This window comes from Nonomuraea sp. NPDC001684, from assembly GCF_053596515.1.
On sequence record NZ_JBSFGJ010000275.1, the window covers coordinates 1 to 12,786 of the forward strand.

The window sequence follows — 12,786 nt, forward strand, 5'->3', positions numbered from 1 at the left end:
GGAGTACGCGCAGGCGCTGGCGCTGCTTGCCCACTCCGCCTCTCCGCCCATGGTCATCGGTGTCTACGGCGATTGGGGAGGCCAACCGTGCCGGGCGAGGATCACCGGGCCGCGCACGGTCCTGGAGTTCGAGACCGTGCACGGACGGCCGGTGCAGGTGCGGCTGACTCCCGCGACCTGACCCGGGCGGGGGCGGGGGCGCCCCCGCCCGGGGATCACGCCCGCGACCACGACGACCACCGTCCCGATCAGCCGGTTCACGTCCTGGTCGGCCGGTCCGCGTTCCCGGTCGGACGGTTCATGTCTCCAGTCGGACCGTTCACGCTCCCGGTCAGACGGTTCGCGTCCTGGTCGCGGGGCGGGATGGTGCACGCCCGGTCAGCGGGTGTGCCGGTCGAGTTCCGCGCGGACCTCGCGCAGGTGGTGCCGGACCGCGGGGGCGCCGTCGCGCGCCAGGTCCCGCACCCAGCCGGAGTGACCGTCCCGCAGCTCGCGCCGGATCAGCGTGAGCGTCTGCTCGTGCGCCCCGGCCTCCAGGCGCAGCCACGCCCGGTCGAACCGGTGCCCGGAACGGCGGGCGAGCACCGCGTCCAGGTCGTCGCGCTGGGCGGCGCTGGGCGCGTCAGGAAGGCTGACGCGCAGCCGGTGCGCGACCTCGCGCAGCCGGGCGTCGAGCTTGCGGTGGTCACGGATCAGCCGCCAGGCGATCTCGCGCACGTCCTCGTCGTGCGACCTGCGCAGCGCGGCCTTCCCGGCCGCGATCTCGGCGAGATTGCCGCGGTGCGCCTGCCGCAGGTACGCCCGGTCCTGGCCCGAGGCGTGGAACGCCTGGACGGACGGGGCGGCTGCGGCGCCGGGCGCGGCCACCGGCCGGACGGTGGTGGCGGCCTGGGCCGCGGCGGGGGCCGTGGCGGACACGGTCAACGCCAGCACGACCGCGATTCCCGCGGGTGCTAAGTGGCTCCGTGCTGTTCTCATGAGTCCCTCCCTTCAATGGGACCCGTGCCTGCTGCCCCATCCGGTCGGGAGTATTCGAGTTAATTGGGCGGATCGAAACGGCCGTCCACGGCGGTCCAGCCGCCGTCCACGTACAACACCGAGCCCGTCACGAAGCTCGCCGCGTCGCCGGCCAGGTAGACCACCGCGCCGGCCATCTCGGGCGCGGTGGCCCACCGGCCGAGGGCGCTCTTGGCGGCGTACGCGGCGTACCAGTCGGGGTTGTCCTTGATCTGCCGGGTCAGCGGGGTCTCCACGACGCCGGGCGCGATCACGTTGACGCGCACGCCGTGCGGGCCGAACTCGGCCGCCGCCGTCCGCAGCAACTGCACCAGCCCCGCTTTCGTGGCCGAGTAGACGCCCTGCCCCGGCTCGGTCACCGACGCCCGGATCGACGCGAACCCGATGATCGACCCGCGCCCCCGCCGCACCATCCCGGCGCCGAAGGCCCGCACCACGTCGAACGAGGCCCGCAGGTTGAGCCCCACCACCCGGTCGAACTCCTCGCCGGAGTAGTCGAGCAGCCGCTTGCGCACGTTCGTCGCCGCCGTGAACACCAGCACGTCGGCCGGCTCCTCGGCGGCGGCCGCCCGGACGGCGTCGGCGTCCAGCACGTCGAGCAGCCGGGCCGTGCCCCCGCACCCGGCGGCTGTCTCCTGCGCGGCGGCCAGGTCCCGGTCCGCGCACACCACGGACGCCCCATGCGCGGCCAGGGCGAACGCCGACTCCCTGCCGATCCCGCTGCCGGCCCCGATCACCACGGCCCGCCGCCCGTCGAGGCGGAACAGCGCGTCATATCCCGTCATGCTGAGAAACACTAGCGACTGGTCAGACCAGTACACCAGGTTCTCCGCCCACGACTGCCCGTCCCGCGACCGCCCTCCCCGTGCCGCCCTCCCTGCCCGCCTGGCGCTGGCCGCGCGTGGGGCGCGCGGAACGGCCGGTGGGTCAGGGGCCGCGCCGGGGCGGGGATCCCGGCGCGTGGGGGCGTACGGAGGCTGGCCCGAAACTGTCGGCGGCGCCTGCCAGGATGCGACTCATGACGACCATCGCAGGCTTCTGGGACGCCGCCGCCGACTCCTTCGACGACGAAGCCGACCACGGGCTCCGCGACCCCGAGGTCAGGGCCGCCTGGGCGGCGCGCCTGGCCGAGTGGGTGCCCGCCGGGCCGCTCGACGTGCTCGACCTGGGCTGCGGCACGGGCTCGTTGTCGTTGCTGCTGGCCGTCCAGGGTCATCGTCTGACCGCCGTCGACCTGGCCCCGCGCATGGTCGAACGCGCCCGGGCCAAGCTGGCCGCCACCGGCGCCACGGTGCTGACGGGAGACGCGGCCGACCCGCCCGTCGCCGACCGCCGCTTCGACGTCGTGCTGGCCCGCCACCTGCTGTGGACCATCCCCGATCCGGAGGCGGCGCTGGCCCGCTGGGTGTCGCTGCTGTGCCCCGGCGGCTGGCTGGTGCTGGTCGAGGGCCGCTGGCAGACCTCCGGCGGGCAGCCCGACTACGTGCCGGGTGAGCACTTCCCGTGGATGGGCGGCGTCACCGCCGACAACCTGACCACGGCCCTCCGTCCCCTGGTCGGCGACCTTCGGGTGCATCCCCTGCCCGACCCGGCATTGTGGGGCAAGGAGATCACCGACGAGCGCTACGCGGTGGTGGCCACGCTCTGAGAACAGGCCCGACGGCCCCCGGGAGCGCCGGATATCCGGCTTCCGGCTCTCGGCTCCCCGCTTCCGGCTGGAGCCCGACCCGTCGTCACTGCTGGACGAGCGCCGCCCTGTCAGGGGACGGCGGTCCCGGCGGTGAGGCGGCCGTACGATGGGCCCTTTCATCGGGGAAAGGCGGGCGCGGTGGTGGGCAGGACGTTCGAGATCGCCGGTGAGCTGCGGGTGCGACGCCTCGGCTACGGCACCGCCCAGCTCACGGGCCCCGGCTACTGGGGCCCGCGCCTGACGCCCGGCGAGGCGGTCGCGCTCCTCCGCCTGGCCGTCGACCGCGGCGTCACGCTCATCGACACCGCCGACAACTACGGCCCGGACATCGCCGAGGAGCTGATCGCCCAGGCCCTCCATCCGTACCCCGGCGACCTGGTGCTGGCCACCAAGGGCGGCGTGATCCGCACCGGGCCGGACAAGTGGCACGCCGCCGGACGCCCCGAGGATCTGCGCGCCATGTGCGAGGCGAGCCTGCGCCGTCTGCGCACCGACACCATCGACCTGTACCAGCTCCACCGCATCGACCCCGCGGTGCCGCTCGCCGACCAGCTCGGCACGCTGGCCGAACTGCGCGAAGAGGGCAAGATCCGGCACATCGGGCTCGACACCGTCACCCTGGACCAGCTCGACGAGGCAGTGACCGTCCTGCGGCCGGCGTCGGTGCAGAACCGGTTCAACGTGCTGGACCGGGAGTCGGAGCCGGTGCTCGCGCGCTGCGAAGAACTGGGCATCGCGTTCCTGCCCTGGTTCCCCCTCGGGAACGGTTCCCTCGCCGCGGGGGCCGGGACGGGGGCGGCGGCGATCGAGCGGGTGGCCGCCCGGCACGGCGCGACGTCCGGGCAGGTGGCGCTGTCGTGGTTGCTGCACCGCTCCCCGGTCGTCCTGCCCACGCCCGGCACCGGCTCGGCCGTCCATCTGAAGGAGAACCTGGCCGCCGCCGACCTCACCCTGACCGACGAGGACACGCGCACGCTGGACGCCCTCACGTCCTGAACCGCCGCGACCGCGAACTCCCGCCCGGCCAGGACCCCTCCGCTCCTTCGTCCTCTCCGACGCCCTCCGCCGCGACGAGCGCACTGCCCGGCGGCGCTCGGGGCCGCCCTGAACGCGTTCAAAAGACGGGAGTAGGGTCGGCAGAGTGAAGACCGTGATTCCAGGAGGAACCGGACAGGTCGGCCAGATCCTCCGCCGGGCGCTGATCTCCGCCGGCCACGAGGTCGTGGTGCTGACCCGCAGGCCGTCCCGGAAAGGCGAGGTCGCCTGGGACGGCGCGACCCTGGGCGCGTGGGCGCGCGAGATCGACGGCAGCGATCTCGTGGTCAACCTGGCCGGACGGAGCGTGAACTGCCGTTACACCCCCGCCAACCTGCGGGCCGTGATGGACTCGCGGGTGCGCTCCACCCAAGTCGTGGGCCGGGCGATCGCCGCCGCCGCACGTCCGCCCCGGGTCTGGCTGCAGATGAGCACCGCCACCCTCTACGCGCACCGCTTCGACGCCCCCAACGACGAGGCGACCGGCCTGATCGGCGGCGACGAGCCCGGCGTCCCGGGCTACTGGCGCTACAGCGTCGAGATCGCCAAGGCCTGGGAGCGGGAGCAGGAGCGGGCCGAGACCCCGCACACGCGCAAGGTCGCCCTGCGCACCGCCATGGTGATGAGCCCCGATCGCGGCGGCGTCTTCGACGTGCTGCTGCGCATGGCCCGGCTCGGCCTCGGCGGGCCGCTGGCGGGCGGCGCGCAGTACGTGTCCTGGATCCACGACCGCGACCTCGTCCGCGCGGTCGAGTTCCTGGCCGGGCGGGACGACCTGGGCGGACCGGTCAACCTGGCCGCGCCCGGGCCGCTGCCGCAGGCCGCGTTCATGCGGACGCTGCGGTCCGCCTGGGGCGTGCCGGTGGGCCTGCCGGCGACGCGGTGGATGGCCGAGCTCGGCGCGTACGCGCTGCGGTCCGACACCGAGTTGCTGCTCAAGAGCCGCCGGGTGGTCCCGGGGCGGTTGCTGGAAGCGGGTTTCGCCTTCGACTACCCGCAGTGGCGGGAGGCCGCCGACGACCTCGTCCGGAGGGTGCGTCGCGGGAGGTGAGCGCGCCCGACGCCGCGCGGGGGCGGGCGAGAATCCTTGCGCGAATATCGTAAGGTGCCTTACGGTTTTCCTCATGATCAATTACAGCGAGATGGAGGACAGGCTGGGCGTGCCCATCGGGGTCGAGGAGGCACGGTCCCGCTGGGGGGCGCTGGTGGGCGCGGCGGGTGAGGGGCAGATCACGCTGATCACGCGGGAGCGCTGGGAGTGGGCCGCGCTGGTGCCGCTGTCCAAGGTTCCCGGGATGCTGACCGGATTGCCGGTGGTGTCGTTGTCCACGGCCAAGGCGAAGCTGGGGGAGCTCGTCCGGCAGGTCTCGGAGCCGTACGACGACAGCCCTGTGCTCCTGGCCCGGCACCGGACGCCCGTCGCTGCGCTGATCGCGGCCACCCGTCTGCTCGGGCCCGGATCCGGTGAGCGAGCCGCGCCGCAGAGGGCGGCCGACGTGGAGGCGCTGCTGCGTGACGGCTGCACGGTCACCCTGAGCCGCCATCCGACAGGGTCCGGAGTGATCGCCGTGGCGCGTGACGGCGACGGCGGCGAGGTGGCCGTCGGCACCGGCGACACCGCGGAGCAGGCCCTCCGCACACTGGCCTGAACCCTCCCCGCACGGGGCGCCGACTCCCGCAGCGCCCCCTGTGCCCGCCCCCTGCATCCGGATCTGCGTGCGGCGCCCTCTGCGTGCGCGCCGCTGCGCGTGCACCTTTACGTGTGCGCCGCTGCGCGTGCACCTCCGCCCGTGCTGCTGCCCGCACGTGCCCCCACCCCACCTCACCGCCACCCTCGCCCGCGCCTGTGGCCGGACGTTCCCGGGGCTGGGATCTTGACAATCGGCGGGGTGGGCTCTCTCCTAGAGGAGGATTCTAGAAAGAGTGGGGCATGAACGTTCAGGCGGTCCGGCGTGACTGAGTCCGAGGCCGTCGCGGCGGTGCCGGTGGCGGGGGCGGAGGATGAGGCGGCGCAGCTCCGGTACGCCTGGCGGGCCGTCTCGGTCACCAGCCTCGGCATGTTCCTGACCGGGCTCAACTCCAGCTCGCTCAACGTGGCCCTGCCCGCCGTCGTCGCGCACTTCCGCGTCGGCGCCTTCCTGGCGAGCTGGGTGCTGCTCGCCTACATGCTGGTCAGCTCGGTCGGACTGGTGGTGTTCGGGCGGGTGGCCGACCTGTTCGGCAGGCGCGGCACGTACTTACTGGGGTTCGTGGTGTTCACCGTCGCGAGCCTGGCGGCCGGGTTCGCGCCCTCGATCGAGGTGCTGCTCGCGGCCCGCGTCGCCCAGGCGTGCGGCTCGGCCATGATCCTGGCCAACAGCTCGGCCATCCTGGCCCGCGCCTTCCCGCCGGCCCGGCTGGGCCGTGGCATGGCCGTCTACATGGCCATCATCTCCGTGGCGGGGCTCGTGGGGCCGTCGTTCGGCGGGTTCCTGGCGGGCGCGGCGGGCTGGCGGTGGATCTTCTGGTTCAACGTGCCCGTCGGGGTCGCGGCCATCGTCTGGGGCGCGGTCACCCTCCGCCCGGTGCCGAGGGGCCCGCGCGAGCGGCTGGACGTGCCGGGGATCGTCCTGCTGTTCACCTGGCTGAGCGGCCTGCTGCTGGCCCTGTCGCAGGGCAGCTCGCTCGGCTGGCTGAGCCCGTGGGTGGTGGCGGGCGGGGTGGCGTTCGCGGCGGCGGCCCCGGTGTTCGCACTGGTCGAGTGGCGCAGCCGGACGCCGCTGCTCGACCTGCGGCTGTTCGGCGACCGCGGTTTCGCGCTGGCGAACCTGGCCGCCGTGCTCAACTCGCTCGGGCAGTTCTCGATCGTGCTGGTGATCTCGTTGTTCCTGCAGTCCACCCGGCAGTTCGAGCCCGCCCAGGCCGGGCTCGCGGTGCTGCCCGTCTCGGCCGCCTCGGCCCTGACCTCGCTGGTCGCCGGGGCGCTGACCGGACGGTTCCACCCGCGCACGGTGGCGGTGGCCGGCTCGGCGGTGAGCGCGGCGGGCATGGCGGTCATGCTGGCCGCGCTGGACCCGTCCGTGCCCTATGCCTGGCTCGGGACGGCGCTCGCGCTCGTGGGCGCGGGCAGCGGGCTGTTCATCACCGCCAACACCACCGCGATCATGATGGACGCGCCGCAGGACCGGCTCGGCGTGGTCAACGGTGTACGGCTCATGCTGGTCAACGTCTCGACCGTGATCAGCACCGCCATGTCGCTGGCGATCGTCGCCGCGTCCGTGCCGGCCGCCGAGCGGCACCTGGTCTACGCCGCCGACCCCGCCCGGCTGTCCGGCGTGGCCGACGTGCTGCAGGACGGTTACCGGCTGGCGGTGGGCGTCCTGCTGGTGCTCGCCGTGGCGGCCACCGTGGTCACGGCGGTGAGCCGGACGGGGGTGCGCCGGACGGGGGTGCGCCGGGCGGCGGCGTAGCGGCTCACCTGGCGTCGAGCGAACGCGTCGGCGAGGGGGTGAGGTGGCCAGGGACGAAGTGGCGGGGGCGGGAATTGGAGTTCCACGTTGCGCCGCGTTTGACGATTAGTGAGGAAATATGGTCATCTCGTGACCATTGTTTCTGATGGGATGAGTTAGACGGGTTCGGGGGAACGCTTCATGCCGCACGCCCTTCTGCGCGTGCTCGCTTCGACGTCCATCGCAGCCACGGCACTGGCAGGTCCGCCCGTCGCCGCAGCCTCCGGTCACGCCTCGACTGCGCGAGGGGGCCAGGCGTCGGCGGGTGGTCAGGTGATGGCGCAGGCGGTGCCCGGGGTTCCGGAGCCGCCGCCTGCCGTGGTGCGGGTTCCGTCGGGGCCGTCGCCCGCCGTACGGGCGATGGGGAAGGGGCCGGTGGGGCCGGAACGGCTGCAGATCACCACGCCCGCCGGGACGGGTCTCGCCGACGCCATCGCCGCCCAGGCCGTTCGGCGGCAGGAACGGCAGGGGCTCGGACGGCGGGCCCCCGACCCCGCCGCCCTCCTCCCCGACACGACCGGCGCCGCCCCTCTGACCCTCCTGCGCCCGCCCCCGTCCGTCACCAAGGCCCTGGACGCCCTGCGCCTGGACATCCGCCCCCTGATCCGCCCCCAGGGAGGCCGCGCAATCCGCCCTCAGGGAGGCCGCCCGACCGTCCCCCTGATCCGCTCCCAGGGAGGCGGCGTGGTCGTCTCGGCGAGAGGGCCGGTGGGTGATGCGGCCGGTGGGGCTCTGCCGACGAGACAAGGGGTGACGTATCGGTTGTGTGTGGTGGGGGTGGAGCGGGCGGTGGCGTGTTCGGCGCGCAGGCCCGTCGCCGTGCCGGTCGCCGCGGACGTCACCGGTGACGGCCTCCCCGACCTGGCGGCCGACCTGGTGCCCGTCGCGAACCCCGGGAGCGGGGGCATCGGGCTCGGGTTCGCGGTCAGGAGCCTGTCCGGGAAGAGGGTCAGGGCGCTGGTCTGGGCCGAGTACGACGGCAAGGTGACCGTCGGCTTCGACGGCCTGCGCGGCGGCGCGTCGCTGTCGGCGCTCGACCGCGGGACGTTCTCCATCGACCCGGACGGCCGGACGGTCAGGGCGAACGTCACCCGCAAGGACCCGGGACCGTCCGCCGTCACCCTGGCAGGGCTGACCGGACGCACGGCGGTGAGCCTGCGCCAGACCCCAGCCACCGAACGACTCACGGTCGAGGCCACCCTCGACTCACCAACCCCGGCCGCCGAGCGGGACGCCACCACCTCTCCAGAGGTCGAGCTGGACGTCACCGCGTCGCGTCCCGCCAGGCTGGACGCGGTCGCCGTCTCCCCGGGCCGCTACACGCAGGCCGTACTGGACCGCATGCCTGCCCGCGCCCAGGTGCGCCTGGCCGGCGGACGGATGCGCTTCACCGCCCCAGCCCCGATCGCCCGCGCCGAGCTGCACACCCACCTCTACCGCGACGGCCGCCTGGCCACGGCGGCGAGCGCCGAGCTGCGCGAGGTGCCCCGCTCGTTCACCGCCGCCCACGTCGCGTCCGGCGGCAGGCAGAGCCTGACCGTCGAGTCGTCGGGGCCCGCGCGGGCGGGCTCGGCCAAGGTGCTGTACTACGACCGGGCCGCGTCCGGGACCGTGCTGCGGGCCGAGCTGAGCGGGCTGCCGGCCCGGGTCCGGTTGGAGAGCGACCCGGCCGCGCACCGCGTCACGCAGACGGCCAGTTCGCCGATCGGCCGGTTCGCCGCGGTCCTGCAACGCGGCGGCGGCGCGATCTCCAGCCCCGCCGGCGGCCACGTCACCCTGATCAAGAACGGCGACGCCGCCGGGGTCTCGGCGCTGCTGTCCGGCGTGTCGGGGTTCGACGTCACCTACGGCAGCGCGCCGCACGCCCGCCTGGAGGCCAGGGCGAGCGGCCGGCCCTTCGTGGCCGCGGGCCTCGACGGGAGGCGCCTGGCACGCCTGGAGATCTCCAACACGCCCGCCGAGGCCGACCTCACCCTCGACCCCGCCGCCGGGACGGCCGTCTACCGGGCCGGCGGCGCGATCGGCCGGGTCCGGGCGGCCTACGCCGACGTCCGGAGCGGGCCGACGATCGACGGCACGGTCCGCGGGGTGCGTGGGGACGTCAGGACCGCGTGGACGCTGGGCGAGCGCTCGTCGGTCGAGGTCGCCACGTCCGGCCGGCTCCGCGGCCTCCGCCTCTACGCGGCCAGGTCGTACGTCACCGCCCTCGACGGCGCCTCGGCCGGGGACGACGTGCGGGTGGCGGTGGAGGGTGTGCCGGAGCGGGCCGAACTGGCCGCCGACACCGCGGCCGGGACGCTCGCCTGGACCGCGAGCGCCCCCGTGGCCAAGGTGTCGGCGCTGGCCCGGATCAGGACGGGCGGCCGGGTGCTCAGGGCCGCCGCCGACGTGACCGGCGTCCCGGCCCGCTTCGAGGCCGCCTGGAAGGACGGCGTCTACCGCTTCCGCGGGCTGTCCGGCCCGGTGGGGTCGGCGGCCCTGGCCGTCGCCAACCACGACGGCGCCACGTCCCCCAGCGGCCCGCACCTGGCCGCCCACTACGACCGGACCGGCGGCGACCTGGACGCGAGCGTGCTGGTCAGGGGCCTGTCGCGGGTCGAGCTCAGCCCGTCCGGCCAGGGGTTCCTGGCCCGGTTCCGGGCCGCCAGGCAGCGGCTCGCCGTGGACGCCGACATCGTCCTGGGGGACGTGCGCTTCGGCGTCCTCGGCAGGGTGGGGCCGGTGCCGGGCGACCTGACCGTCGCCGCCACGCCCGAGGGCAGGCTCACCTACTCCGGCTCCCGGCTCGGCGTGACCGCCCGCGCCTGGCTCGGCAGGACCGCCGCGCTGGCCCGCATGCGTCCCGCGCCCGCCGTCGAGGGCGGCCTCTCGCTGGCGGACGGCGGCTGCCCGGCCGGGGGCTGCGGTCAGGGCCCGTTCTGCGCGGCGGGACGCGGCTGCTACGGCCTGCAGGGCTACCTCGACGTCACCGGCCTGCCCAGCCAGGTGACGATCGACCCGGCGGGCGGCACGTTCGCCTTCTCCGGCTTCGCCCCCAGACGCCGGACCCTCGCCCTCCACCTGGACAGCAGCGTGCTCGCGCCGGTCCCGATCAGGGCGCGGGCCACGCTGACCCGGCTGCCGGCCAGGATCACCCGGTTGTCCCTGGGCCCGTTGGACGCCGGGCACGTCGCCTACCGCGTCGAGCCGCCTGCCACGCTGGGCGCGCTCGACGTGCGGGCCGAGGCGGGCGGGCTGCGCGGCCACGTCGCCCTCGACCCGGTGCCGGCCGCCGTGGACGTGCGGGGCACGTACGGGGCCCAGACCCGGATCCGGGTACGGAACTCCGCGCCGGTCGAACGCCTGACCGCCGAGGTCACCCTGCCCGGCCGGGGCAGCGGCGGGCTGCGGCTGACCGACGTCCCCGCGGTGCTCGGGCTCGACGCCGACGCCTCGGCCGCCGGGCTGAGCGTCCCCACGCTCACCTACCGGGGCGGCGCGAGCACCCTGGACGGCCGGCTGGCCGTGGACGGCCGCCTGGTGGACCCGTCCGGGCGGCTCGGCGGGGTCTCGCTCGCGGTCGAGGACCTGGCCGCCGACACGACGATCCGCCTCAATCCCGACCAGTCGCTCGATCTGGTCTCGAAACCGGGGCCGACGGGCCGCGTCGCGGTGGGCGCCGGGTTGCGCGTGGGCCCGGTCCAGCGGCAGCGGATCGCCGTGTCCAAGGAGGTGCCGTACACCTCGGGGTTCCTCACCTACCAGGTCGGCGGGGACTTCGCGCTCGGCGAGAGCGCGGTGCGGGAGGTGTCGCTGGCGGTCCGGCGCGTGTCCTGGTTGCGGGTGCGGCCGGGGCGCATCCCGTTCGGGCTCAAGGCGCCGGCCGCGGCCGGGTTCCTCGCGCCCGGCTTCGAGGGCGCCTACGACCGCCTCCGCCTGACCGCCAAGGGCGTGGATCTGCGGCCGGACGTCTCCCTGCGGGTGAGGCTGAGCAGGAGGATCGGCGCGGACGCCTTCACCGGCTCCCTGCGGCTCACCCGGGCCACCTCGCTCGCCCTGCGCCGCTACGACCAGCGCATGCGCCGCATCGGCGCCCGCCAGGAGATCGCCGCCGCCGGGATCGGGCTCGCCTGCCTCACCGTGGACGCCAAGCCCGGCTTCGCCTCCGGCGGCAGGGGCGGCTCGATCACCCTGCGCGGCTCCGACGGCCCGCAGATGGTGTCCTTCCTCGACCCCGGCGGGCAGGCCCCCGACTACGCGGTGGACCTGCTGACCCACTTCATGTCGCCGTTCCCGGACGCGGGATGGAAGGTGGCGGCGGCCACGGCCGGCTCCTGCGCCCGCCCCGGCCGCCCGGAGCCCCGGACGCGGGACCGCTGAGCCGGGTTCACCACGGCCCCCGGTAACCGGCCGGGGGCGTGGCCCCCTCGTACGGCGGCACCGCCCGGCCCGCCAGGAACGCCCGCAGCGTCGTCAGGCACGCCCCCCTCCCCTCGGCGTAGACGAGCCCGGCACCGGGGATCGCCCGCCGGACGTCGGTGGCCGCCGACCAGCTCTCCCCGTCGCACGCCCCCTTGACCACCAGGACGGGCGCCGTCACCCGGGCCAGCCCCTCCCGCATCCCAGGCGGCGACGGCCGGTCCACCAGCCACGCATACCCACCCGAACCGTCCGACTGGGTCAGGGGCGGCTTCCCGGCGGGCCGGCCCTCCGGGCAGACGGCGGAGCCTGCGGCGCGGGCGTCGAGTTCGGCGTCGCCGGCGAACGCGTGCGCCGCCGCCGGTTCGACCCGCAGCAGCGTGTAGACCGCGAGCATCCTGGGGGTGGGCGGGCCGTCGTCCAGCAGCGTCGCGGCACGGGCCCGGTCGAGGTCGGCGGGGGAGGCGAGCACCGCCCTGGACACCCCGTCCGGATGGGCGGACAGGTAGGCCGCCGCCAGCCGGGCGCCCTCGCCGCGCGCGACCAGGGTCATGCGACGGGCGCCGATCGCCTGCCGCACCTGCTCCAGGTCCGCCACGTCGCGGCCCAGCCCGTACGCGGCCGGGTCCGGCAGCCGCGCCGAGCGTCCCGCGCCCACCCGGTCGTAGACGTACACCTCGTGCCCGTCGGCGGCCAGCCGCCGGTAGAACGCCGGATCGGCGGCCAGGTCCGCCAGGCCGGCCGCGCCGGACAGGAAGACCACCGGCTCCGGGCGGATGACCCGCTTCGGCGCGACCCGTACGTACGCCAGCCGCGACCCCGTCGGCAGCCGCCACTCGCGCTGCCCGGCCACCGGCGACGGGGCCCCGGCCGGCGCCGGCGGCGGGGTCAGCGTCGCGTCCGCGACCCGCCAGACCACCGCCACCTCGACGGCCAGGATCAGCGCGGCCCGTAACCACCGCGCCCAGGTCGCCCGCGGCCGGGGCACGCACACCAGCAGCCCGAGATAGAACACCGAGGCGAACACCGCGAGGCCGGTCACCGTGAACACCCCGGGCCGCGCGCCCACCATCGCCGTCCCGGCCATTGCGGCCAGCCCGGCGACCTGGCGTTCCCGCTCTGCTCGGTCCTGCTGCCGGTGCTCATCGTCGGGCGGCT

Annotated in this window: 10 protein-coding genes; 7 read left to right on the forward strand and 3 right to left on the reverse strand. The window is 75.4% G+C overall.

The window, feature by feature from the left end; all coding sequences use genetic code 11:
- A partial coding sequence (locus ACWCSD_RS34790) for a hypothetical protein (RefSeq protein WP_449921325.1) occupies positions 1 to 181 on the forward strand: 181 nt, incomplete at its 5' end.
- A gap of 197 nt (positions 182 to 378) precedes the next feature.
- Here ACWCSD_RS34790 and ACWCSD_RS34795 read toward each other — a convergent pair.
- Entirely contained in the window at positions 379 to 978 is a 600-nt protein-coding gene (locus ACWCSD_RS34795; protein ID WP_449921327.1) for a DUF4142 domain-containing protein, read from the reverse strand.
- A 59-nt stretch (positions 979 to 1,037) separates the two neighbouring features.
- The gene (locus ACWCSD_RS34800; RefSeq protein ID WP_449921329.1) at positions 1,038 to 1,802 is read right to left on the reverse strand and encodes an SDR family NAD(P)-dependent oxidoreductase; all 765 of its coding nucleotides are present in this window, start codon (positions 1,800 to 1,802) and stop codon (positions 1,038 to 1,040) included.
- A gap of 233 nt (positions 1,803 to 2,035) precedes the next feature.
- On the opposite strand from ACWCSD_RS34800, the gene ACWCSD_RS34805 reads away from it, so the two are divergent.
- The 6 genes from ACWCSD_RS34805 (at position 2,036) to ACWCSD_RS34830 (ending at position 11,589) form a co-directional block, all read left to right on the forward strand.
- Positions 2,036 to 2,665, forward strand: coding sequence for a class I SAM-dependent methyltransferase (locus tag ACWCSD_RS34805; RefSeq protein WP_449921332.1), 630 nt, complete (start codon positions 2,036 to 2,038; stop codon positions 2,663 to 2,665).
- Between the two features lie 180 nt (positions 2,666 to 2,845).
- Positions 2,846 to 3,703: an aldo/keto reductase gene (locus ACWCSD_RS34810; RefSeq protein ID WP_449921334.1), complete on the forward strand. Its 858-nt coding sequence runs from the start codon at positions 2,846 to 2,848 to the stop codon at positions 3,701 to 3,703.
- A gap of 145 nt (positions 3,704 to 3,848) precedes the next feature.
- The gene (locus ACWCSD_RS34815) at positions 3,849 to 4,793 is read left to right on the forward strand and encodes a TIGR01777 family oxidoreductase (protein WP_449921336.1); all 945 of its coding nucleotides are present in this window, start codon (positions 3,849 to 3,851) and stop codon (positions 4,791 to 4,793) included.
- Positions 4,794 to 4,866: 73 nt separating this feature from the next.
- The gene (locus tag ACWCSD_RS34820; protein WP_397156299.1) at positions 4,867 to 5,391 is read left to right on the forward strand and encodes a type II toxin-antitoxin system prevent-host-death family antitoxin; all 525 of its coding nucleotides are present in this window, start codon (positions 4,867 to 4,869) and stop codon (positions 5,389 to 5,391) included.
- A 303-nt stretch (positions 5,392 to 5,694) separates the two neighbouring features.
- On the forward strand, positions 5,695 to 7,191 hold the full coding sequence (locus ACWCSD_RS34825; RefSeq protein ID WP_449921339.1) for a DHA2 family efflux MFS transporter permease subunit: 1,497 nt from the start codon (positions 5,695 to 5,697) through the stop codon (positions 7,189 to 7,191).
- 312 nt (positions 7,192 to 7,503) lie between these two features.
- Positions 7,504 to 11,589 (forward strand): hypothetical protein, encoded by a 4,086-nt coding sequence (locus tag ACWCSD_RS34830; protein ID WP_449921341.1) that lies wholly within the window; start codon positions 7,504 to 7,506, stop codon positions 11,587 to 11,589.
- Between the two features lie 7 nt (positions 11,590 to 11,596).
- Here the strand turns inward: ACWCSD_RS34830 and ACWCSD_RS34835 are convergent.
- Positions 11,597 to 12,786, reverse strand: a 1,190-nt coding sequence (locus tag ACWCSD_RS34835; RefSeq protein ID WP_449921344.1) for an alpha/beta fold hydrolase, incomplete at its 5' end; no start/stop codon positions are given.